Source organism: Microbacterium sp. (assembly GCF_043427715.1).
In the GTDB taxonomy this organism is placed as follows: Bacteria; Actinomycetota; Actinomycetes; order Actinomycetales; family Microbacteriaceae; genus Microbacterium.
Window position 1 is genome coordinate 1 of sequence record NZ_JBHWTD010000025.1, and the last position, 23347, is coordinate 23347.

The window sequence follows — 23347 nt, forward strand, 5'->3', positions numbered from 1 at the left end:
TATGTGGTGGGGGCGGCGAACTCGGGGCCGGGCTCCACCCGTCGTCGTCGCCGGGTGGCATCGGCGGGGACGGCGGCGTCGGGTCGGAGTCGTGACGCGTGAGGTACTTCACGCGCACCCCCAGGACGGAGAGGATCGCGGTGCGAAGGTCCTCGCTCGGGCCCTTCCCCGCGGTCAGCTTCTTGAACGACTGCACGTCGGAGTGACTCTGGAACGACAGGGTCAGGATGTCATCGGGGCTGTAGGCCACGGGACGCGACACCGTCGCGATCATCCAGGAGGTGCGGCTGATGTCCTCGAGGCGGCGGAGCACCTCGGGCCACGCGTCGCGGATCTGCTCGAACGTCACCGGCCCCGTGGGCACGGGGGGCGTGGGCGCGGCAGGCGCAGCGTCGGCAGGCGCCGCAGGCGTCGCCGCCGGAGCGACGGGTGCCGCAGCAGCCGGAGCAGGTGCCGGTGCAGCCACCGCCGGAGCCGGAGCCGGAGCAGCCGGAGCAGGTGCGGACGCAGCCGGAGCCGGGGCCGACGCGGACACAGATGCCCCCGCAGCCACCGGAGCCGAAGGAGCCGCAGACTCACCCGCGGCGAGCACGCGGGCCACCAGCAGCTCAAGCTGCAGGCGGGGCGAGGTCGTACCGGTCATGTCGTCGAGAGCGGTGACGACGAGGTCGGCGATGCGCGAGAGTCGGTCGGTGCCGAACTGCGAGGCCTGGCGCCCCATGCGCTCGAGTTCGTCGGCGGGGATGCCGCGGAGCACCGCGCTCGCGCCGGCACCCGTGGCCGCGACGATGATCAGGTCACGGAGCCGCTCGAGCAGGTCATCGACGAACCGGCGCGGGTCCTGCCCCGTCTGGACGACGCGGTCGACCGCGCCGAAGGCCGCGGCGGCGTCACGGGAGGAGAACGCGTCGACGACCTCGTCGAGGAGCTCGGCGTGGGTGTACCCGAGCAGGGAGACGGCGCGCGCGTAGGCGACGATGCCCTCGTCGGAACCTGCGATCAGCTGGTCGAGGAGCGACAGCGTGTCACGCGGCGACCCGCCGCCGGCGCGGACGACGAGCGGGAGGACACCGGGCTCGACCTGCACGCCCTCCTGGGCGCACAGCTGCTCGACGTACTCGAGCATGGCCGCGGGGGCGACGAGCCGGAACGGATAGTGGTGTGTGCGCGAGCGGATCGTGCCGATGACCTTCTCGGGCTCGGTCGTCGCGAAGATGAACTTGACGTGGGCCGGCGGCTCTTCGACGAGCTTCAGCAGGGCGTTGAAGCCCTGCGCCGTGACCATGTGCGCCTCATCGAGGATGAAGATCTTGAACCGGTCGCGGGCGGGCGCGAAGACCGCCCGCTCGCGGAGGTCGCGCGCGTCGTCGACACCGTTGTGGGATGCCGCGTCGATCTCGACCACGTCGAGCGAGCCGCCGCCGCCACGGCTGAGCTCGATGCAGCTGTCGCACTCCCCGCACGGGGTGTCGGTGGGACCCTGTGCGCAGTTCAGACAGCGGGCCAGGATGCGCGCGGACGTCGTCTTCCCGCACCCGCGGGGGCCGGAGAAGAGGTAGGCGTGGCCGACCCGATCGCTGCGGAGCGCGGTCATGAGCGGATCAGTCACCTGCGCCTGCCCGATCATCTCGCCGAAGGTCTCCGGGCGATAGCGGCGGTACAGGGCTGTGGTCACCAGAACAGACTACGGCGTGGGGCCGACACGGAGCGCGGCGGGAACACGCGGCGCCACTGCGGACGTTGCACCCGATGTGGAATCCCAGCCCGTCGACGTCGCCGTGATCGGCGCAGGTCAGGCGGGTCTGGCCGCCGCCCATCACCTGCGGCGGCGCGGGTACGCCCCGCTGGGCGACACCGCAGGTCCCGGCCCGAGCATGGTCGTCCTCGACGCGGAGGCCTTCCCCGGCGGCGCGTGGCAGCACCGGTGGGCGTCGCTGCGGATGGGGACGGTCAACGGCATCCACGAACTCCCCGGCTACGAGGTCCCCCCGGCGGATGCGGACGCCCCGAGCCGCGAGGTGCTGCCCGCGTACTTCGCCGAATACGAGCGGCGCTTCGACCTCGCCGTGCAGCGTCCGGTGCGGGTGCGCGCAGTGCGCCGCGCGGACGACGACCCGCTCGGCAGGTTGCTCGTCGAGTCGGAGACCGCTCAGGGCGCGAAGACCTGGGCTGCCCGGTACGTCATCAACGCCACCGGCACCTGGCGCCGACCCTTCTGGCCCACCGTCCCGGGGCAACGGACCTTCGCGGGGCGGCAGCTCCACGTCCACGACTACGTGTCGGCCGACGAGTTCGCCGGCCGCCGCGTCGTCATCGTGGGCGCGGGGGTCTCGGCGATCCAGCTGCTCGATGAGATCTCCGCCGTCACCGACACCCTCTGGGTCTCCCGACGCGAACCGCAGTGGGATGCCACGGGCTTCGACACCGCGGCGCGCATCCAGGCCATCGCGGCGGTCGAAGAGCGCGTGCGCCAAGGGCTCCCCCCGGCGAGCGTCGTCTCGGTCACCGGAGCGCATTGGTCGCCGTGGGCGCAGGCGGCGAAGGACCGCGGTGCACTGGTGTGGCATCCGATGTTCACCGCGATCGAGCGGGACGGTGTGCGGATGCCGGACGGCACCGTCGAACGGGCCGACGTGATCCTGTGGGCGACGGGATTCCGCGCCGACATCGCGCACCTCGCGCCGCTGCGGCTGCGCACACCGGCCGGTGGCATCCGCGTGCGCGACACCCGCGCCGACGACGAACCGCGCCTCTTCCTGATCGGCTACGGCCCGTCGCAGTCGACCGTCGGCGCCAACCGCGCGGGACGTCAGGCGGTGCGCGCCATCGTCGCCGATGAGAGGGCGCGCACCGCCGGAGTGTGACGGTCAGGCCTCCGCGGCGACGCGCTCTGCCTCGTCGATGATGGGGATCGTCCCGGTGTGAACGGGAACCGAGGTCGCCACCGACGCGTCGGGGATCGACGCCGAGAGCAGTGTGCCGTCCTCACGGAGCTGCTCGCCGATCCTGCGGAGCGTGGGGCGCCCCGGGATGACCCGACCCTGACCCTCGAGCGGGATGGTGAGGGTCTCGCCGCCGGCGACGGTGTGCCCCATGCCGCGCACGGTGAAGGAGACGGGGTTCCCCTCCCCTGCCACGACGGTCATCTCGTCCCGGCGCACCGTGATCGCCAGGCGGGTGCCGTGCCAGTGCAGCGTGTACGACAGCGACGGCCAGTCCGCCGGGAGGCGCGGGTCGAAGCTCAGTGCGCCGCGGTGGTCGCGCATGCCTCCGAAGCCGGAGACCAGCGCGGTCCACACGCCACCAGCGGAGGCGACGTGCACCCCGTCGGCCGCGTTGTTGTGCAGGTCGCCGAGGTCGACGAAGGCGGATTCGCGGAAGTACTCCAGCGCGAGGTCCTGATAGCCGACTTCGGCTGCGAGGATCGCCTGCACGACGGCCGACAGCGTCGAGTCACCCGTCGTGAGGGCGTCGTAGTACTCGAAGTCGGCGAGCTTCTCGGCCGGGCTGAAGTGGTTCCCCTGCAGGAACAGCGCGAGCACCACGTCGGCCTGCTTGAGCACCTGGTACCGGTAGATGACCAGCGGGTGGAAGTGCAGCAGCAGGGGACGCTGCTCGGGCGGTGTGTTCTCGAGGTCCCACACCTCGCGCTCGAGGAAGACGGCATCCTGCGGATGGATGCCGAGGGCGTCGCTGTACGGGATGTGCATCGCCTCGGCCGCGGCCTGCCAGGCGTCGAGCTCGGCGGGGTCGAGGTCGATCCGCTCGACCAGCTGCTGGTAGGCCTCGGGGTCGTCCGTCTCCATCTCGCGGAGCACCCGGGCGGCGTAGCGGAGGTTGTAGCGCGCCATCACGTTGGTGAAGAGGTTGTCGTTGACGACCGTGGTGTACTCGTCGGGCCCCGTGACGCCGTGGATGTGGAAGCTCTCCGGGTCACCCGACTCGGAGAAGCGCCAGAAGCCCAGGGTCGCCCACAGCCGCGCGGTCTCCACGAGGATCTCCGCCCCCTCACGGTGGAGGAACTCGGTGTCGCCGGTGGCGCGCACGTACTTGCCGAGCGCGAAGGCGACGTCGGCGTTGATGTGGTACTGCGCGGTGCCGGCCGCGTAGTACGCGGAGGCTTCCTCACCGTTGATCGTGCGCCACGGGAAGAGCGCTCCGGCTTCGTTGAGCTGACCGGCGCGCTTCCGCGCGGCGGGGAGCATGAGATACCGCATCCGCAGAGCATTGCGCGCCCACAGCGGCGTCGTGTAGGCGAGGAACGGGAGCACGTAGACCTCGGTGTCCCAGAAGTAGTGCCCGCTGTAACCCGAGCCGGTGACGCCCTTCGCGGGCACGCCGAGGGAATCGGCGCGCGCGGCGGCCTGGGCGAGCTGGAACAGGCACCAGCGGGTCGCCTGCTGCAGGTCGTCGTGGCCTTCGATGATCACGTCGGAACGGTCCCAGAAGTCGTGGACCCACGCTTCCTGACGGTCGAACTGCGTCTGCACGCCCTCGTGCTGGACGCGGTCGAGGGTGCGACGGCCCCGATCGACGAGCTCGTGCGCGGGGACGCCGCGGGAGGTGTGGTAGCTGACGACCTTCGTGATCGTCACCGGCACACCCTGGCGTGCGTGGACGCGGAACACCTGCTTGGCCATGTCGGGCTCGACCTGGCCGCGTGAGGAGTACTCGTTCTCGGTCTCGACGATGTGGTCGGCGACGACGGCGAGGGTCATCCCCGACTCGCTCACCTTGAACGACAGCGCCGACCGGGACCCGTTGTTCCAGAACTCCTGCGGCTGCAGCACGCGGTCGGACATCTTCTCGGACTTGCGGGGGTCGAACCCGGCCCCCGCCTGCTTGCCCAGCCGGTCGGCCGCGCCGTAGACGTCCTCGCCGTCCTGGCGGTTGAGCAGCTGGCAGCTCACCGTCACGGGCGCATCGGCGTTGAGGACGGTCACGCTCAGTCGCATGATCGCGACGTGACGCTCCTCGAAGGAGACGAGGCGCTCGAAGTCGATGACGACGTCCTTGCCGCTGGGGGTCATCCAGCGCACGTGCCGCGTGAGCACGCCGCGACGGAAGTCGAGCGCGCGCTCGTACTCACGGACGTCGGCGATGTCGAGCGAGATCGGCTCGTCGTCGACGTACACCCGCATGATCTTGCTGTCCGGCGCGTTGATGATCGTCTGCCCGACCTCGGCGAACCCGAACGCCTGCTCGGCGTGACGGATCGGGAAGACCTCGTGGAAGCCGTTGATGAAGGTGCCGTGCTCCTGCGCGTGGCGCCCCTCGGGGTGATTGCCGCGCAGGCCCAGGTAGCCGTTGCCGGTGGCGAAGAGCGTCTCCGTGACCCCGACGTCGTCGAGGGAGAACGCCGTCTCCACGAGGCGCCACGGGTCGACAGGGAAACGGGAGCGATCGATCATTCGGGTCCTCGGGTGTCGTTCGGGTGGAGGGATGCCGGGAGGTCAGACGAGTTCGGCGAGGTCGTCGACCACGATGTGGGCACCGAGCGCGGTGAGGGTGGCGGCGCCGGCGCCGCGGTCGACGCCCACCACGAGCCCATACCCTGCGGCGACGGCGGACTGCACGCCGGAGTGGGCATCCTCGACGGCGGCGCTGCGGGCGGGGTCCACCCCGAGCATCTCGGCAGCGCGGGCGAACACGTCGGGTGCGGGCTTGGAGGCCAGCCCCTCCTCCTCTGCGACGACGCCGTCCATGATGACGGGGAACCGGTCGATGATGCCCGCGACGGTGAGCACCTCGCGCGCGTTCTTGGAGCTCGAGACCACGGCGATCGGAACGCCGGCATCCTGCAGCTTCTGCACGAGCGCGAGCGAGCCGGGGTACGCGGCGATGCCGTCGGCGCGCAGGACCGACTCGAACACGACGTTCTTGCGGTTGCCGATCCCGCAGACGGTGTCCGCGCTGGGCGGGTCCGCGGGCTCCCCCCAGGGGACCTCGATGTCGCGGGAGCGGAGCAGGCTCGCCACGCCGTCGTAGCGCTTCTTGCCGTCGAGGTGCTCGAAGTAGTCGGCCCTCGTGTACGGCGGCTGCACGTCCCACGCGGTGAACAGCTCGGTGAACATCTTCTCCCAGGCGTGCATGTGCACGTCGGCCGTCGGCGTCAGGACGCCGTCCAGGTCGAAGAGCACACCGTCGAAGGTGGTGAGGTCGGGGAGGGTGTCCATCGTCACACCGTCCAGGGTATCCGCGTGATCGCTGTGCTCAGTGCACGGCAACGGCGTGCGCCTGGCGGGCGATCTCGAGCTCCTCGTCGGTCGGCACGACGAGGACGGTGACGGCCGAATCATCGGTGGAGATGACCCGGATGCCGCTTCCCCGCGCCTCGTTGCGCTCGGGGTCGAGGGTCACGCCGGCGTACCCGAGTGTCTCAAGCGCCGCCGCACGCACGACGGCCGAGTTCTCCCCCACGCCCGCGGTGAACGCGATGACGTCGGCACCGCCGAGCTGGGCGAGATAGGCGCCGAGGTAGGCGCGGAGGCGGTGGATGTAGACGTCGAACGCGAGCGCCGCGTGCGCGTCGCCCGCCGCGCGACGCTCGGTGATGTCGCGCATGTCCGACGCGCCGGCGAGTCCGCGCAGGCCGCTGCGCTTGTTGAGGAAGTCGTCGAGGTCGGCGGGACCCATCTGTTCGCGCCGCGCAAGGACACCGAGGACGGACGGGTCGATGTCACCCGAGCGGGTGCCCATCACGAGACCCTCCAGCGGTGTCAGTCCCATCGACGTGTCGACCGAGCGTCCGCCGTCGATCGCCGTGGCCGACGCCCCGTTGCCCAGGTGCAGCACGATCTGGCGGAGCTCTGCCAGCGGCCGGTCGAGGAACCGGGCGACCGCTTCGCTCACATACTTGTGGCTGGTGCCGTGGAAGCCGTACTTGCGGATGCGGTGGCGGTCGGCAGTCTCGCGGTCGATGGCGTAGGTGAAGGCCGCCGCCGGCATGCTCTGGTGGAACGCGGTGTCGAAGACCGCGACGTGCGGCACGTCCGCGAAGGCGGCGCGGGCTGCCTTGATGCCCTGCAGCGCGCCCGGGTTGTGAAGCGGGGCGAGTGCGCTCAGCTCGTCGATGTTGATCTCCACGAGAGGGGTGACCAGCGTCGGCTCGAAGAACCGTGCGCCGCCCTGCACGACGCGGTGCCCCACGGCGATCGGCCGCGCGTCCTCGAGCGACGGCCCGGCGTCCGCGAAGGCGTCGAGCATGACGGCGAACCCGGTCGCGTGATCGGGGATCGGACGTTCCTGAGTCGTCGTGGCCTTGGTCGCGGTGACGGCGGGGCCGTCTCCGGCGAAGTGCACGGTGTGGGTGGCGACGCCCTGCGCCTCGCCGATGCGCTCGACGAGACCTGAGGCGAGACGACGCTCGGTGTCGACGTCTACGAGCTGGTACTTGAAGGAGGACGACCCGCTGTTGATGACGAGGACGGGTGTCACTTCTCCCCCTCCGCGGCCTGCGCCTGGATCGCGGTGATCGCGATCGTGTTGATGATGTCCTCCACGAGCGCCCCGCGGGAGAGGTCGTTGATCGGCTTGTTCAGGCCCTGCAGCACCGGGCCCATCGCGACCGCATCGGCCGAGCGCTGCACCGCCTTGTAGGTGTTGTTGCCGGTGTTCAGATCGGGGAAGACGAAGACGGTGGCGCGCCCGGCGACATCGGAGCCGGGCATCTTGGCCGCGGCCACCGCGGCATCCGCCGCCGCGTCGTACTGGATGGGACCCTCGACCAGGAGCTCGGGGGCACGTTCGCGCACGAGGGCGGTCGCCTCCCGCACCTTCTCCACGTCGGCGCCCGACCCCGACTCGCCCGTCGAGTAGGAGAGCATCGCGACGCGGGGCGCGATGCCGAACTGCTCTGCGGTGGCCGCGGAGGAGACGGCGATGTCGGCGAGCTGCTCGGCCGTCGGGTCGGGGATCACGGCGCAGTCGCCGTAGACGAGCACGCGGTCGGCGAGGGCCATCAGGAACACACTCGAGACGACCTTTACGCCGGGCTTGGTCTTGATGATCTCGAACGCGGGTCGGATCGTGTGGGCCGTCGTGTGCGCGGCGCCCGAGACCATCCCGTCGGCCATCCCCAGGTGCACCATCAAGGTGCCGAAGTAGGAGACGTCGGTCACGGTGTCGGCGGCCTGCCGGTAGGTGACGCCCTTGTGGGCGCGGAGCCGTTCGTATTCGGTGGCGAACTTTTCGACATGGACGGCGTCGAACGGGCTGAGGACCTCCGCCGCCTGCAGGTCGAGACCCAGCTCGAGGGCGCGCGAGCGCACCTCGATCGGCTCGCCGAGAATCGTGATGTCGGCGATCCCGCGCGCCAGCACGGTTGCCGCGGCCCGCAGGATCCGGTCGTCGTCGCCCTCGGGCAGCACGATGCGACGTCGCTGGCTGCGCGCGCGCTCGATCAGGCGGAACTGGAACATCAGCGGCGTGACGACGCTCGACGAGGCGAGCCCGATCCGCCGCAGCAGCTCGTCACTGTCGACGTGCTTCTCGAACAGCGCGAGGGCGGTGTCGTAGCGCCGCTGCGACTGCGCGGCCAGTCGTCCGCGAGCGCCCATGATGCCCCGGACCGTCTCGAATGTGCCCTGCTCAGTCGCGAGGATCGGCAGGTTCGAGTCGAGGCCGTCGATGAGACGGGTCACCGGCTCGGGCAGCTCGAAGGGGCCGTACAGCACGATGCCCGACAGCGCCGGGAAGGTGCCCGAGCTGTGGGCGAGGAGGGCCGCCAGGAGCACCTCGGTGCGGTCGGCGGCGACGGCGAGGATCGCGCCTTCCTCGAGCCGCGGCAGGACGTTGTTGAGCGACATCCCCGCGACCACGACGTGCAGCACTTCGCGTTCGAGGAGCGTCTCGTCGCCCCCCACGAGCGTCGCGCCGAGCGAGCGGGCCACGTCGCGAACGGAGGGCGCGATCAGATACGCGTCTTCGGGCACCGCCCACACGCCGATGTCCTCGGGGGCCGCCGGGGCCGCCCTGACGGCTGCGACGATCTCCTCCAGCTTCGCCGGGTCGGCACGGTTCACGACGACCGCGAAGATGCCGGCCCGCTCGTGCTTGACCTCGGCGAGCGCGAGGGTCGCGAGGTCGGCGACCTTCTCGGGGCTGAGACCTCCCGTATCGGACCGGGTCTCGGTCTCGACGGCCTGCCCGCTGAGGACCAGCAGGACGGGGGCGCCGAGGTTGGCGGCGATGCGGGCGTTGTACCCGAGCTCGGCGGGGCTGCCCACGTCGGTGTAATCGCTGCCGACGATCACGACCGCGTCGCACTGCGCCTCGACGCTCTTGTACCGCTCGACGATGCGTCCGAGTGCCGCCTCCGGGTCGGCGCGGACCTCGTCGTAGGTGGCGCCGATGCACTCGTCGTAGTCGAGATCGACACCGTCGTGATCGAGCAGCATCTCGAGGACGTAGTCGCGTTCCTCGGTCGAGCGGGCGATCGCCCGGAAGACCCCGACCTTCGGCGAGCGCCGGATCAGGGTGTCGAGCACCCCGAGCGCGATCGTCGACTTACCCGAGTGCCCTTCGGCGGACGTGATGTAGATGCTCTGCGCCACGACTCCACCCTAGGCCTGCGCCCGGATCGAGCGGGCGCAGGGACCGGGAATATCCGAATGCGGCGACGGCGCGGCATCCGGGAAGAATAAGACTCTCCGCGAACCCGACAGAGCCCGGTTACCCTTGCTACGTTTCCGTCCTGGGGGAGTTGGCCTGGATGTCGCCTCGCGGAGAGCTGACACCAGTCTAACCGACGTCAGCGCCCCGTCTTCCGGTGCCGGGTTAGCATCGGTCCCGTACGTATCGGCGCGGCGACCGCAGACACGAGGGATCCAACAGTGCACCAGGACCAGCAGACGACGGCGCGCCGGCCGGTGGAGGGTCCCGTCGACGCGGCCGCCTTCGCCGCCGTCACCGGCGCCATCGCGGCATCCATCACCACCGTCATCGACGGCAAACCCGAGGCTGTCCGCGCCGCCCTGGTGTGCCTGCTCGCCGAGGGCCACCTGCTCATCGAGGACGTCCCCGGGGTCGGCAAGACGATGCTCGCCCGGGCGCTCGCCGGGAGTGTCGAGGCGACCGTCCGCCGCATCCAGTTCACCCCCGATCTCCTCCCGGGCGACGTGACGGGGGTGAGCGTGTACGACCCCGCCGAGCGCCGCTTCGAGTTCACTCCCGGCGCCGTGTTCGCGAACATCGTCATCGCAGACGAGATCAACCGCTCCTCGCCCAAGACGCAGTCCGCACTCCTGGAGGCCATGGAGGAAGGGCAGGTCACCGTCGACGGCGTCAGCCGGGCCCTCCCCGACCCGTTCCTCGTCGTCGCGACGCAGAACCCGCTCGAGATGGAGGGGACCTACGCCCTGCCCGAAGCCCAGCGGGACCGCTTCATGATGCGGATCTCGATGGGGTATCCGGATGCCGCAGACGAGGCGCGCATGCTCCGGCAGCGTGATGACGCGAACCCGCTCCGGGCGCTGTCGCCGGTCATCACGGCGGCGCAGGTCGCCGACCTGGTCGCGTGGGCGCGCAGCGTGCACGTGTCGCCGTCGGTGGAGGAGTACGCCGTCGCGCTCGCGCGGGCGACGCGTTCCCACCCCGACCTGCGATTGGGCGCGAGCCCGCGCGCGACTCTCCAGCTCGTGCGCGCCGCGAAGGTGTGGGCGGCTCTGGAAGGCCGCGAGTTCGTCATCCCCGACGACCTCGTGACGCTGCTCGAACCGATGTTCGCGCACCGCCTGATCCCGGCCCGCGGCACCAGTGTGACCCGTGCCCGGAGCGGGACCGACGCCGTCTCCCACGCGCTGCAGGGCATCGCCGCGGCCGTCCGCGTTCCGCTCGCCGCGCACTGACGGTCCTTCCGATGTCGCGCTGGCCGCTCACCATCCGAGGCACCGGAGCCGTGGTGCTGGCGATCACGGCCTTCGTCGTGGCGGGTGTGATCGCCGTGCCCGCGCTCACCTTCGTGGGCGTCCTCCTGATCGCGGCGGTCGCGCTCGGCTTCGCGTCGCTGCACCTGGGGCACCGTCCCGATCATGTCCGCCGCCTCTTCTCCCCCGAAATCTCCGCCGTCGGCGAGGAGGTCGCGGTGTCGGCGCGCGTCGAATGCCGCACCCTCCTGCCGACGACAGCCGGAACCTGGCGCGACCAGCTGCCGGCGGGCATCGAGGGCGACGCGGTCGGGGTGTTCCCGGGGCTGCGCTCGGGTCTCGTCCCGGGCGGCCACAGCGTGGACCTCGGGTACCGCATGACGACGCGGCGACGCGGCATCCACCCGATCGGACCGCTCACCGTCACGACGACCGACCCGTTCGGATTCGCCCGTCGGACGCAGCGCCTCGACACCGCCGTGCCGCTGACCGTCACCCCCGCGCTCGTCACGCTGTCGGCCCTGGAGGAACTGCCCGGGGACGTCGGCGGCGGCCTGCAGACCGCGACCGACCGCCTCGGCCAGGGCGCCGACAACCTCATCCCGCGCAGCTACCAGCCGGGCGATTCGATGCGGCGCATCCACTGGCGCGCGAGCGCCCACCGCGGCGACCTCATGGTGCGCCAGGAGGAGCAGGAGTCGCACCCCGAAGCGGTCGTCGTGTTCGACCGGTCGCTCGGCCGGTGGAGCGCCGACGCCCTGCGCGCACCGGGCGCAGACACGGCGTTCGAACTGGCGGTCTCCGCCGCGGCATCCGCCGTCGCCCGGTTCGTCCGCGAGGGGTACACGGTCGCCGTCCTCGACGCCGACGGCGGGGAGCTCGCCGAGCCCCTCGACGCCGGGGACACCACCGCGCTCGAAGCGGTGATCGTCTCGTTCGCGACCCTCACGGCGCGCCGGGACGGCTCGCTCGCCGACACGGCGCCGCTGTTCGCGGGGACGACCCTCGGGCCCGTCGTCGTGGTGACCGGCCCCGTCGGCGAAGCCGATGCCGCGCTCCTGGCTCCCATCACGGTGCACAGCTCTCTGCCCGTACTGATCAGCGTCGGCGCCGAACCCCTCGGGCTTCGGGCGGCGAGCGCGGTCGGCTGGCGGACGCTCAGCCTGGAACCGACGGACGAGCTCAACGACCTGTGGGACCAGTGGGCCCCCGAGCGGGGAGCGACCCGTGCCGGCTGAGCCCTCTCTCGTGCCGGCGGATCCCGTCGCGGCGGGGCGCCCGCGCCACGACGGCATGTCGACGCTCGCGCTGCTGGTCGCCGTCGCCGCCGCGTTCGTTCCCCTCCTGACGGTCATCGCGCCGGGGCTGTGGATCCCGCTGGGCCTGGGCGGAGCGGCGATCCTGCTCGCCGCCGGCTACCTCGTTCGCAGGCTGGGCTCCCCCGCCGTCGGAGTCTTCGCGATCGAGGCCCTGCTGTGGGTCGCCGGCCTGACCCTGGTGTTCTTCGCCGATGCCGCGGTGGCCTTCGTGATCCCCACGCAGGAGGCGGTCGAACGCCTCCCGTACCTCGTCGCTTCGGCGGCCGAGTCGATCGCCCAGGGGGTCGCCCCGCTCGACCCGACGGCGCCCATCTCCTTCTTCGTCGTGGCGGCGACGGGGCTCCTGGTCATCGCGCTCGACCACGTCGTCTTGACGGCCCGGATGCCGCTGCTCGCCGGCGTCGGTCTCCTCGCCGTCTGGCTCATCCCCACCCTCGCTGTGCCGCGGGACGTCGACCTCTGGGCGTTCGCGCTCATGGGCGCGGCCCTGCTCTGGCTCATCCGCGCCGAGACCCGAGGTCGTACGCCTCGGTCCACCTCCCGTGGCGCGAGGGTCGCCGTCGTCTCCGCCTCGATCGCCGTCGTCGCGATCGTCGCATCGGTCGTCGTGGCGCCCGCCGTCCCCCGTGCCGCTCCGGCCGGAGGTCTCGTCGGCGGCACCGCGATCACCGCGAGCCTCGACCTGGGCGACGACCTCCGCCGGCCGAACGAGGTTCCCGTCGTCCGCACGTGGACTGATGCGCCCTCGCCGCCTTACCTCCGCGTCGCCACCCTCACGCGCCTGGACGGCGAGACGTGGCGGCCCGATCGCGGCCGGCTCCTGCCGCTGGCCACGTGGGACGGCGCCGCTCCGGAGACGGCGGAGGACGTCGAGGTCGCCGAGTACCGCACCGGCGTGCAGGTTCTCGATCTGGTATCCGCCTCCCTCCCCATCCCGTATCCGGCGGTCGCGGTGAGCGGGCTCGAGGGCGATGGGTGGTCGATCACGCCGGAGAACCGCACCATCCGCTCCTCCGGCGGGGGCGTCGCCGGCCAGCGCCTGGAGGTCACGACGAGCGTTCCGCGCCCGAGCCGCGAGCAGGCGCAAGCGTCCCGCGCCTCGACCGACGGGGTGAGGTTCGCGAGCGCGTTGGAGCTGCCGTTCCAGATGCCGGAGAACATCGAGTCGCTCGCGGGCGAGGTGACCGCGGGCGCCGACAACGACTACGACCGGCTGCTCGCCCTGCAGACGTGGTTCCGCGGGACGAGCTTCGACTACTCGCTCGACGCGCCCGTAGAGGAGGGGTTCGACGGGTCGGGAGCGGAGGCGATCGGCCGCTTCCTCGAGATGCGATCCGGATACTGCGTGCACTTCGCCTCGGCCTTCGCCCTCATGGCACGGACCCTCGACATGCCCTCGCGCGTGGTCGTCGGGTTCCTCCCCGGCGCCCCCACCGGTGAGACCGAGGACGACGAGCGCGTCTATCAGGCGACGACCGCGCAGCTCCACGCCTGGCCGGAGGTGCGCTTCGAGGGCATCGGGTGGGTCGCGTTCGAGCCGACCAAGAGCCTCGGCACCGCGCAGCGCTTCGCCGCCGACAGTTCGGGCGAGGGTGGCGCGACCCCGACCCCCACGGCAGCTCCCTCCGACGCACCCACGGCGACGCCGACCGCGGCTCCCCGCGAGGACGAGGGCGGCCCCACGACCACCGCGACCGGGTTCTCGCTGACCGCTCTCGGTCCGCCGGTCGGCATCGCCCTGGCGGTCATCGGCGTCTCGGTGCTGCCGCTCATCCTCCGGCGTGCGCGCACCGCGGCGCTGCGTCGTCGCGCGGATCGCGGTGACGTCCGCGCCGCCTGGCGGATGGTGCAGGATGCCGCGATCGATCTCGGCGAACCGCTGCCTGCCGCCGAATCGCCGCGTGCGTTCGCCGCGCGACTGGTGGCCGAGCTGGGTGCGCCGGAGGAGGAGACGACGCGGCTGCGCGCGGCGGTGGAGCACCACAGCTACGCGCGGCCGGGACGGGCAGGCGACGATACCGGCACGCTCGGTCAAGACGCGGAGGCGGTGTGCTCCGCGCTGCGAGCGGCCGCGCCGACGCGGGTGCGCGCGCTCGCGCTCTTCGCGCCCCGCTCGCTGGCCATCGCGCCCGGCTCTGCGTTCGCGGAGCGCGACGCGCTGCTGCGTCCGGCCCGCTGAAGCGCGTCGCGTCCACCGTCACGCCTGAGGCAGTCCTCCGGGAAAAGGAAGAAGCCCCACACCGCGAGGTGTGGGGCTTCTCCAGCGCGGAAGCGACAGGATTTGAACCTGCGAGACGAGTTACCCCGCCTACATGGATTCCAGCCATGCTCCTTCGGCCGCTCGGACACGCTTCCAAACGTCGACCTTACCACGCGGCCGAGGTGACTCAGTTGAGCGGGCGGGTCGTCGACGGGATCGATCCGTCGGCGTACAGGCTCTTGGCGACGTCCTGGAACGCCGTCAGGGCGACGGCCTGGGTCAACGGGCCGTACGAGATCCGCGCGACGCCGAGCTTCTCGAACTCCCCCGCCGTGAGCGCGCCGGGCAGCCCGATGACACTCACCCGGCCGATTCCCTCCACGAGGGCCGCGGTGGCCTCGGCATCCAGCAGACCCGGCACGAACACGACGTCGGCGCCCGCGTCGAGGTAGGCGCGCCCCCGCTCGATGGCGTCGGCGAGCGACTCCTCCGCGGGGCGCTGACCGGCTCGCACGAAGGCGTCGGTGCGAGCGTTGAGGGCGAACGGGACGCCTTCGGCTTCTGCCGCGCGGACGGCGGCTGCGACGCGGGCGACGGATTCGTCGAGGGGACGCAGACGGTCCTCCATGTTGGCGCCGACGATCCCGACCCCGAGGGCTCTGCGGACGGTCTCGGCCGGGTCTTCGTACCCGTCGTCGAGGTCGGCCGAGACCGGCACGTCGCCTGCCGCCTCGACGATCCGGCCCACCATGTCGAGGGTCGTCTCCAGCGGGATGGTGCCGTCTTCGTAGCCGAAGGATGCCGCGATCGAGTGCCCCGCGGTCGCGATCGCCCGCGTCTCCTCGAGGGCGAGCACCGCCTTGGCGGAGACGACGTCCCACACGTTCACGACGCGGAGGATCTCGGGCGCGGCGTGGAGATCGCGGAGGCGGCGGGCACGGGTGGCGAGGGAACCGTTGGTCATGTCGTCACCGTGCCACGGAACGAGGTCCCCTGTCGCAGGGTTGACACTCATCCGGGGATGATCCAGAGGGAGAACGCGAGCGACCCGGGAGCCGAAGCCCCCGGGTCGCCGGTACGGACAGCCGAAGTCGGCCGCTCAGCTCACATCGCCTCGCCAGGCACCGGTTTCCGCGCCTCGGGATTCGATGAACTCCTTGAACTTCTTGAGGTCCTTCTTGACGGCGTGGTCGTCGATGCCGACCGCGGCGCCGACCTTCTCGACGAGGCCTTCGGGCTTCCAGTCGAGTTGCACGGTGACCCGCGTCTCGGTGTCGCTGAGCTTGTGGAAGGTCACCACACCCGCGTGGTCCTGGTCGTTGCTGTTCCAGGCGACCCGCTCATCGGGGTGCTGCTCGGTGATGTCGGCGGTGAACTCCCGCTCGGCACCGTTGATGTTCACCTTCCAGCGCGTCGTGGTGTCGTCGATCTGCTCGATCGACTCCACGTAGCTGAGGAAGTGCGGGAACGACTCGAACTGCGTCCATTGGTTGTACGCCGTCGAGACCGGCACGTCGACATCGATGGTCTCGATGATGCTGGCCATGGTCGGGCTCCTCTCCTGAAGGGGTGGATACCCGTCCATCCTCGGCACGGGCCCCCGCGGGTCCCAAGGGGTTGCGCCCCTCCGGGAGGGCTGTTAAGCGCGGGTAGGCTCGGACGCACCGACGTCGAGGAGATCCTGCAGTGCCCACCCCCGCCCGCCTGACCACCGCGGGCACCGCCGCGCTCACCGCCACCCTCGCGCTCGTCGCACTGACCGGTTGCGCATCCGGTCCGGCCCCGACGACAGCTCCCTCGCCCACCGTGATCGGCACGGAGGCCCCTGAGCCGGCTCCCTCCACCACCGAGGGTGCGGCTCCGACTCCGGCCGACACCCCCATCGAGTGCGAAGGAATCCGCCTCGGCGAGGGCTCCTCAATCGACGGCGCCTCGCTCGGTCCCTGTCTGCAGGCGTCCATCGAGCGCCACGGCAGCGGTGTGCTCACCGTGAGCGGCGACGAGCTGGGCGGACGGATCGAATACCACTACGAGCCGGCGTTCGAGTTCCGCGGCGAACTCGAGACCGGCGACGGACCGGTGTCCATCAGCTTCGTCGACGACGTGATCATGGTCGACTCCGGAACGGGGCCCATCGTCGGCGACGCATCGTCCGGTGACGCCGAGGCGCAGATGGCCGGCGTGGCCGGTGAGCTCTACCGCGTCTTCTCCGACCCCGGGTTCATCGACGATCTCATCCGCGAGAGTGAGAGCTGGACACTCACGCGTGACGGCGAGAGCTGGCGCGCCGACAGCGATGCGCCGTTCTCCTGGTACGGCATCCCTGTCGCGGCCTACTCGGCATGGTTCTCGGACGGGTGGGACCCGATCGCGGCGGAATCGACGTCGGACTTCTTGGGGCACACGGCGACCATCCGCCAGGACTTCTCTGCGCTCGGCGAACCGGTCGACATCGCGCCCCTCGCCGACCCGCAGGACTGATCAGCCGCGGAAGTCGTCCGGATCGACGCTGTCGAGGAAGCGCTTGAACTCCTCGACGTTCTCCTCGGCTGCGGGCTCGTCCTCGTCGGCGGTGATGTCGACGATGCCCGCCTCAGCGAGCACGTCGTCTGCGACGAAGATGGGCGCGCCGGTCCGGCTGGCGAGAGCGACCGCATCGGAGGGGCGCGCGTCGAGGACGACGTTGCCGGATGCCGCGATCGTGATCTCCGCGTAGAAGGTCCCGTCCTCGATTCGCGTGACCTCGACACGGGCGACGGTGGCGCCGAGCGACGTGAGCATGGCCTGCATGAGGTCGTGCGCGAGCGGGCGCGGCGCCTGCGCGCCCTCGACGGCGATCAGGATGCTGGTCGCCTCCTGTGACCCGATCCAGATCGGGAGCACACGACCCTCCCCCGGCAGATCGTCGAGTGGCTTGAGCAGGATGACGTGGTCACCTGCGCCGTCGACCGCGACCCCCGCGACTCTCACCTGAACCATCCCGATCACCTCCGCAGACGTCATCCTAGGCGCGTGATCGTCCCCGTCGATCAGCGCGCCCGGAAGAGAGCTGGGCCGATCCGCAGCGCTCGATCGAGGCCGCGAGACGGTTCATGGCGCTCCAGGAATGCGGGCGCGCAGTGTCCGAAATGGGCCGGACGATGTCCGGAATCCCGGACACATCCGCTCTGCGACTGTCCGGAATCGTCCGGATTCGGGCGACCGTGATCAGTTCGTCACCTGCCGTACGTAGCATTCTGATGTGCCTCTTCCGGGGGGAAGAGCGCGGAGCACGGACGGGCCCGTCCTCCGCCCAGGCGCACGTGTCCGCCCAGCGGGACATGTCGGGATCGGATGCCGGAGGGACGGCATCCGATCCCCATACCGCCTCACCGCGCGGCAGCCGCATCCCATCGCACGAGCACCCGCAAAGCCGTGAAGGTGGGCCAGCATTCCGCGAACGGCATGAGCGTGGAGTGGAACGACGATCTGGTCGATCCCTCGACCCATTCGCAGTTCCACTCACCGTCCTCCATCTGGGCGCGGTCACGATGCGTGCGCGAGTGCCCTGCCAGACCTCGGACGGGTCGCCGATGAGGTCGCGCTCGACCTGCCAGCGCAGAGTGGGGTCGGAATCCAGGTCTCAGTCGAGGCCGGCGACGGGGACGCCGAGCCACTCCCCCAGGTCGCGGATCTCGGCCCGCACCATCTCGCGCTCATCGTCGTCGAACGGGAGCATCTCATGAACGGCGGAGACGACGACGGTCTCCCTCTTCTTGTCGAGCGCGGCGTCGAGCAGCCCGATGAACCGGTCGCCCACGAGGATCGGGTGCGCGAAGTAGCCGTAGACGCGCTGCGCCTTCGGCTTGAACTGCTCGAGCACAAACGTGAAGTCGAACAGCTCGGTCAGGCGCGGCCGGTCGAACAGCATCCGGTCGTACGGATTGAGGATCGCCGCACGGCCGCCCGGGTCGTCATCGAGCGCGGCGATCGCCTCGGGGTCCACACGCCAGCGCCACTCGCTGCCTTCCACGCGGGCCTCCTCGCCCGCCGTGCCGACACCGCTCCAACCCGACTTCTGACGCGCGATCCCCAGCGCCTGCAGTCTGCGCGCCTGGAGCCCTTCCTCCGCCTCATCGGGGGTGAGGTCGGGGAGGTCTGCGGGATACACGCGCTCGGGCAGGTCCCACACACGCTGCCGACCCACTCGGCGGGTGATCGCCACCTCGCCGAGGTACGCCATCAGCTCGAGCATGCGCGGCACCTGATTCGAGCCGTACCAGCCGCCCTCGTCCCCTGCCTGCACGACGCTGGTATCGGGGATGTCCGCCGCCAGCAGGGCGCCCTCGTCTGCCAAGCGCGTGAGGATGTCCGCACGGAACGAGGCATTCGCGTCGAGGTAGGCCTGCGTCGTCGGGCGGAGCATCCGGGAGCGCATCTGCGGCCACAGGTACGGCAGCAGGCTCGCGGGGCGGAACTGGCCGTCGTATTCGAACAGCAGCCGGTCCTCCTCGACAGCCTTGGCGAGCTGACCGGGCTCGTACGACCACCCGATCCGCGCCCAGCACACGCTGTGCTCGCTGGGCGCGATCACCGCCGTTGGGTCGATCTTGATCGCGCCGATCTGCTCCGCCACCTCGACGACATCACCCGGCCGGTGTGCGTCGAGCAGCTGGGCACGGACCGCGATCCGTCGCGCCTCGTCCCTGGTCAGCACGTGCATGGGATGAGGCTAGCGGTCAGGTCCGACGCGGCATCCGATCAGTTCGTGGGAGCGAGGGTCGCGTCGACGGTGCGACGCTCGTCGAAGACGAAGCAGTCGCCCGTGAAGCCCTCTCCGCCGACGTGCTCGAAGTAGCCGAGGATGCCGCCGTCCAGCTGCAGGGCGTCGATGCCCTCTTCGCGCAGGTGGATGGCCGCCTTCTCGCAGCGGATGCCACCGGTGCAGAAGCTCACGACCGTCTTGCCGGCGAGTTCGTCGCGGTGTGCGCTCGCGGCATCCGGGAACTCGGTGAACTTCTCGATGCGCCAGTCGAGCGCGCCGGTGAAGGTGCCGTGGTCGACCTCGAAGGCGTTGCGGGTGTCGAGCAGCACGACCTCCCGTCCGTCGTCGTCGGCGCCCTGGGCGAGCCAGCGGCGCAGGGTGATCGGGTCGACACCGGGTGCGCGCCCGGCGCCGGGCCGGATGGTGGGACGGTCCATCCGGATGATCTCGCGCTTGTGCTTGACGAGCATCTTCTGGAAGGGCACGTTCGCGCTCCAGCTCTCCTTCGTGGTCAGGGGCGCGAAGCGCTCCTCCTGTCGGAGACGGTCGACGAAGCCGCGGACGATGTCGGTGTCGCCGGCGAGGAACATGTTGATGCCCTCCTCGGCCACGAGGATCGTGCCCTTCAGCCCGACCTCACGGCTCTCCTGCTCAAGGCGTGCCCGGAGGTCTGCAGGGTCGTCGATGCGTGTGAAGAGATAGGCGGAGATGTTCAGGACGGCGGCCACCCTACGAGGATATTCGCCCGGATGCACAGATGCCGCGGCCCGGTGCGCCAGGCCCGAGGGCTTCGCGCGCGACGCCGGGAACGCCGCCCTGGAGCGCCTCCGCTGACCTCAGGCTGCGCGAGCGGCCTCGAACGCGTCCGATGCGGCATCCAGCTGAGCGATCTGCTCGACCGACAGCTCGAGACGGGCGCCGACCATGAGGGCTTCCACCTGCTCGGGCCGAGAGCCGGAGGCGATCGGAACGGTCCCCTTCGCGCGCAGCCAGCCGAGCGCCGCGCTCGCGACACCGACTTCGTGGGCGGATGCCACGTCTGCGAGTGCCGCGATGATCGCGAGACCCTCGGGCGTCGCGTACGAGGCCGCCGTGCCGGCCCGCGGCGAGGGCTGGCCGGTCGGGTCGGTGGAGCGGTACTTGCCGGTCAGGAAGCCGCTCGCCAGCGCCGAATAGGGCACGACGGCGAGGCCGAGTTCGTCGGTGGCGGGGATCAGGTCGCGCTCGATGCGGCGGTCGACGAGGTTGTAGCGCGGCTGCACGGCGACCGGCTCCGCGACACCGAGGTCGCGCGCGATCCGCACCCATTCGCGGGTGTTCTCGGCGGAGAAGTTCGAGATCGCGGGGTAGCGGACGAGTCCGTCGTCGACGAGAGCTCCGAACGCGGCGACGGTCTCCTCGAGGGGCGTCTCGGGGTCTTCCGCGTGGGCGTAGTAGAGGTCGATCGTGTCGACTCCGAGCCGGCGCAGTGAGGCCTCGGCGCCCGCGCGCACATTCTTCGCGGACAACCCCGGGAACTCGGGGTGCTTGCTCACCTTGGTGGCGATGACGACGTCGCGGCGGCCTCGGGCGGCCATCCATTCGCCGATGATCGTCTCGCTCTCACCGCCGCTGTTCGTCGGCACCCAGGCGCTGTAGGCGTCGGCGGTGTCGATGAAGTCGCCGCCCTCGGCGACGAAGGCGTCGAGGATCGCGAAGGACGTGTCGCGGTCGGCGGTCCAACCGAAGACATTGCCGCCGAAGGAGAGGGGGAAGACATCGAGGTCGCTGGAGCCGAGGACAGTCATGTCTTCGATCCTCACACGTCGCAGGGGTGGCCGGCTCCGGACACCGGCGGGCTGCATTCACGGGAATGGAGACCACGGATACCGCGTTGACCCCCGGCATGGAACGATTCGGCACGCTGTCTTTCGGTCACTACGGGCCGCTCGGTCACGGGCGCGAGCTCACTGCCCGCGACTCGATGCTCCAGGCTATCGATCTCGCTCAGGGAATGGATGAGCTCGGCGTCAACGGCATCTATTTCCGCGTGCACCACTTCGCCCGCCAGCAGGCGTCCCCGATGACCCTGCTCGCGGCGATCGCCGCGAAGACCTCACGCATCGAGATGGGCACCGGGGTCATCGACATGCGGTACGAGAACCCGCTGTATCTCGCCGAGGAGGCGGCATCCGTCGATCTGATCTCCGACGGCCGCCTCGCCCTCGGCGTGAGCCGGGGCTCGCCCGAGACCGTCGTCCGCGGGTACGAGGCGTTCGGCTACACCGGATCGCAGGATCCCCGGGGTGCCGACCTCGCCCGCGAACACTTCGACCTCTTCCTCCGCGCGATCGACGGCGAGGGCCTCGCCGAACGCGACCCGAACAGCCCGTTCGGGGGCGGTACCGGCATGCAGCGCATCGAACCGAACTCCCCCGGGCTCCGCTCACGCGTGTGGTGGGGCGCCGGCAACCGGGACAGCGCCGAGTGGGCGGGCCGGGTGGGTGTGAACCTGATGTCGTCGACGCTGCTCACGCAGGCCGACGGCCGCGAGTTCGACCTCCTGCAGGCGGAGCAGATCGACGCGTTCCGCGCCGCGTGGCGGGAGGCCGGGCATGCGGGCACGCCCCGCGTGTCGGTGAGCCGCTCGGTGTTCCCCATCATGACCGCCGAAGACGACCTCTACTTCGGCCGCTCCGCCGAGCGTGGTGGCATCGGCGTGATCGACGGCATGCACGCCACGTTCGGCCGCACCTACGCCGGCTCCCCCGATCAGCTCGTGGAAGAGCTGAAGCAGGATGCCGCGGTGGCCGCCGCCGACACCCTCATGCTCACGATCCCGAGTCAGCTCGGCGTGGAGTTCAACCTGCGCATCGTGGAGTCCTTCGCGAAGTACGCCGCTCCGGAGCTGGGCTGGAAGCCGACGACGGCGTGAGTCCGCTCGGATCTTGCAGGTCGGCGACGCGTCGTCAAGACGGGGTGCGCGGCGCGGCATCCGTGACTATCGTCAGGTGACCCGACATCCCGGGTGCCCGCACGGGCGAAGGAGACCATGAGCGCCAGCGACGACCACACGCCCGACGAGTTGCTCGACGGGCGATACCGCCTGGGCGAGCGGCTGGGAAGTGGCGGCATGGCCGACGTCTACCGCGCGGTGGACACCCTGCTCGGCCGCGAGGTCGCGGTGAAGCTGATCCGGCCGGGGGTGGACGCGACCGCGTCGCCCGAGCGTGCCCGCGGCGAGATGACCGCGCTGGCGTCGCTGAACCATCCCGCCCTCGTGACGCTGCTCGACGCACGCGTCGACGCCAGCGGAGAGCACGAGTACCTCGTGATGGAGCTGGTCGAGGGGCCGACCCTCAGCCAGCAGCTGGCGGCCGGTCCGCTCGCGCCCCACGAGGCGGCCCAGTTGGCCAGCGAACTCGCCGAGGGCCTGCATGTCGTGCACTCCGCCGATGTGGTGCATCGGGACATCAAACCGTCGAATGTCCTGCTGAGCCCGTCGCACCTTCCCGACCGGCGGTTCCGAGCCAAGCTCGCCGATTTCGGCATCGCATACCTCATCGACCACACGCGCGTCACGAACCCCGGCGATGTCATCGGCACGGCCGCCTATCTCGCGCCCGAGCAGGTGCAGGGTGCTCCGCCCGCGCCGCCCGCCGATGTCTACGCGCTGGGGCTGGTGCTCATCGAAGCGCTCTCCGGGCAGCCCGCCTTCCCGCACGCGATGGGCGTCGCTTCCGCGTTGGCGCGACTGAATGCGCCGCCCGAGCTCCCCGCGGGGATCGGGGACGACTGGCGCGACCTGCTTCAGCGCATGACGCGCATCGACCCATCCGAGCGACCGACGGCGATCGACGTGGCAATCGACGCGTCGCGGCTCTCGGCGGGAGCCGGGCCGACGGGAGCCGGGGACGCGGGAGCTGCTCCCGCAGGGGCTGTGGCTGCGGGAGCGGTGGCCGCGGGAGCTGCGGCGGCGGGGAGTGCCGACGAGGACGTGGCCGGTGCGGCATCCGCTCCGGACCGAGTGGATCCTCCGACGGCGATCTTCCCGATCAGCGACGAGGGCTTGACGGAAACGATCGGCGTCGCAGCCCCCAGGGTGGACGCCCCGACAGAGGTCGTCGGGGTCGCCGGCGGTTCTGCCGCGGCAGAGCCGGGACCGAGCGACTCCCCGACGGAACTGATCTCGGCTGCGGCGATCGCAGGCGGCGGTGCGGCGGCAGCGGGCGCCGGCGGT

General features: G+C 70.9%; 18 protein-coding genes, 1 tRNA gene, 1 other RNA gene and 1 pseudogene. 7 read left to right on the top strand and 14 right to left on the bottom strand.

Annotated features, from left to right (window positions below):
• Positions 1 to 1675 (bottom strand): DNA polymerase III subunit gamma and tau (locus ACHFGS_RS02645; RefSeq protein ID WP_394289112.1); only part of this gene is annotated, 1675 nt, incomplete at its 3' end.
• A gap of 76 nt (positions 1676 to 1751) precedes the next feature.
• Here ACHFGS_RS02645 and ACHFGS_RS02650 point away from each other — a divergent pair.
• Entirely contained in the window at positions 1752 to 2864 is a 1113-nt protein-coding gene (locus ACHFGS_RS02650) for an FAD-dependent oxidoreductase (RefSeq protein ID WP_394280389.1), read from the top strand.
• Positions 2865 to 2867: 3 nt separating this feature from the next.
• On the opposite strand, the gene ACHFGS_RS02655 is transcribed toward ACHFGS_RS02650, so the two are convergent.
• The 5 genes from ACHFGS_RS02655 to ffs all read right to left on the bottom strand — a co-directional run bounded on the left by ACHFGS_RS02655 (position 2868) and on the right by ffs (position 9735).
• Positions 2868 to 5411, bottom strand: coding sequence for a glycoside hydrolase family 65 protein (locus ACHFGS_RS02655; RefSeq protein ID WP_394289113.1), 2544 nt, complete (start codon positions 5409 to 5411; stop codon positions 2868 to 2870).
• A 42-nt stretch (positions 5412 to 5453) separates the two neighbouring features.
• Positions 5454 to 6176 (bottom strand): HAD family hydrolase, encoded by a 723-nt coding sequence (locus ACHFGS_RS02660; protein WP_394289115.1) that lies wholly within the window; start codon positions 6174 to 6176, stop codon positions 5454 to 5456.
• Between the two features lie 37 nt (positions 6177 to 6213).
• Positions 6214 to 7437 (bottom strand): acetate/propionate family kinase, encoded by a 1224-nt coding sequence (locus ACHFGS_RS02665; protein ID WP_394278844.1) that lies wholly within the window; start codon positions 7435 to 7437, stop codon positions 6214 to 6216.
• Complete coding sequence (gene pta / locus ACHFGS_RS02670; protein ID WP_394278845.1) at positions 7434 to 9554, bottom strand: phosphate acetyltransferase; 2121 nt, start codon at positions 9552 to 9554, stop codon at positions 7434 to 7436. The genes ACHFGS_RS02665 and pta overlap by 4 nt, the downstream gene beginning before the upstream one ends.
• Positions 9555 to 9638: 84 nt before the next feature.
• Positions 9639 to 9735: signal recognition particle sRNA small type (gene ffs / locus ACHFGS_RS02675), an RNA gene on the bottom strand.
• 98 nt (positions 9736 to 9833) lie between these two features.
• Here ffs and ACHFGS_RS02680 point away from each other — a divergent pair.
• Genes ACHFGS_RS02680 through ACHFGS_RS02690 form a run of 3 tightly spaced genes read left to right on the top strand, consistent with a single transcriptional unit; the run spans position 9834 to position 14363 of the window.
• Entirely contained in the window at positions 9834 to 10847 is a 1014-nt protein-coding gene (locus ACHFGS_RS02680; RefSeq protein WP_394278846.1) for an AAA family ATPase, read from the top strand.
• 11 nt (positions 10848 to 10858) lie between these two features.
• Entirely contained in the window at positions 10859 to 12103 is a 1245-nt protein-coding gene (locus ACHFGS_RS02685; protein WP_394278847.1) for a DUF58 domain-containing protein, read from the top strand.
• The gene (locus tag ACHFGS_RS02690; RefSeq protein WP_394278848.1) at positions 12093 to 14363 is read left to right on the top strand and encodes a transglutaminaseTgpA domain-containing protein; all 2271 of its coding nucleotides are present in this window, start codon (positions 12093 to 12095) and stop codon (positions 14361 to 14363) included. Before ACHFGS_RS02685 ends, ACHFGS_RS02690 begins: the two co-directional genes overlap by 11 nt.
• Positions 14364 to 14450: 87 nt before the next feature.
• Here ACHFGS_RS02690 and ACHFGS_RS02695 read toward each other — a convergent pair.
• From ACHFGS_RS02695 to ACHFGS_RS02705, 3 genes are all read right to left on the bottom strand, one after another.
• Positions 14451 to 14539 (bottom strand) — tRNA-Ser (locus ACHFGS_RS02695).
• A gap of 32 nt (positions 14540 to 14571) precedes the next feature.
• Positions 14572 to 15348, bottom strand: a complete 777-nt coding sequence (locus ACHFGS_RS02700) for an isocitrate lyase/phosphoenolpyruvate mutase family protein (protein WP_394278849.1) — start codon at positions 15346 to 15348, stop codon at positions 14572 to 14574.
• A gap of 135 nt (positions 15349 to 15483) precedes the next feature.
• On the bottom strand, positions 15484 to 15930 hold the full coding sequence (locus tag ACHFGS_RS02705) for an SRPBCC family protein (protein ID WP_394278850.1): 447 nt from the start codon (positions 15928 to 15930) through the stop codon (positions 15484 to 15486).
• Between the two features lie 140 nt (positions 15931 to 16070).
• Here ACHFGS_RS02705 and ACHFGS_RS02710 point away from each other — a divergent pair, with 140 nt between their 5' ends.
• Positions 16071 to 16865: a hypothetical protein gene (locus tag ACHFGS_RS02710; RefSeq protein WP_394278851.1), complete on the top strand. Its 795-nt coding sequence runs from the start codon at positions 16071 to 16073 to the stop codon at positions 16863 to 16865.
• On the opposite strand, the gene ACHFGS_RS02715 is transcribed toward ACHFGS_RS02710, so the two are convergent.
• The 5 genes and pseudogenes from ACHFGS_RS02715 to ACHFGS_RS02735 all read right to left on the bottom strand — a co-directional run bounded on the left by ACHFGS_RS02715 (position 16866) and on the right by ACHFGS_RS02735 (position 20915).
• Positions 16866 to 17363, bottom strand: coding sequence for a bifunctional nuclease family protein (locus ACHFGS_RS02715; protein WP_394278852.1), 498 nt, complete (start codon positions 17361 to 17363; stop codon positions 16866 to 16868).
• A gap of 544 nt (positions 17364 to 17907) precedes the next feature.
• Positions 17908 to 18003: pseudogene (locus ACHFGS_RS02720) on the bottom strand (squalene cyclase); the annotation flags it as partial.
• A gap of 3 nt (positions 18004 to 18006) precedes the next feature.
• Entirely contained in the window at positions 18007 to 19086 is a 1080-nt protein-coding gene (locus tag ACHFGS_RS02725) for a DNA glycosylase AlkZ-like family protein (protein ID WP_394278853.1), read from the bottom strand.
• Positions 19087 to 19124: 38 nt separating this feature from the next.
• Positions 19125 to 19856 carry a sulfurtransferase gene (locus ACHFGS_RS02730; RefSeq protein ID WP_394278854.1) on the bottom strand — a complete coding sequence of 244 codons (732 nt, stop codon included), beginning with the start codon at positions 19854 to 19856 and terminating at the stop codon, positions 19125 to 19127.
• Positions 19857 to 19964: 108 nt separating this feature from the next.
• On the bottom strand, positions 19965 to 20915 hold the full coding sequence (locus tag ACHFGS_RS02735) for an aldo/keto reductase (protein WP_394278855.1): 951 nt from the start codon (positions 20913 to 20915) through the stop codon (positions 19965 to 19967).
• Between the two features lie 98 nt (positions 20916 to 21013).
• Between ACHFGS_RS02735 and ACHFGS_RS02740 the strand changes: the two genes are divergently transcribed.
• Both ACHFGS_RS02740 and ACHFGS_RS02745 read left to right on the top strand, forming a co-directional pair.
• Positions 21014 to 22042 (top strand): LLM class flavin-dependent oxidoreductase, encoded by a 1029-nt coding sequence (locus tag ACHFGS_RS02740; RefSeq protein WP_394278863.1) that lies wholly within the window; start codon positions 21014 to 21016, stop codon positions 22040 to 22042.
• A 117-nt stretch (positions 22043 to 22159) separates the two neighbouring features.
• Positions 22160 to 23347, top strand: a 1188-nt coding sequence (locus tag ACHFGS_RS02745) for a serine/threonine-protein kinase (RefSeq protein WP_394289114.1), incomplete at its 3' end; no start/stop codon positions are given.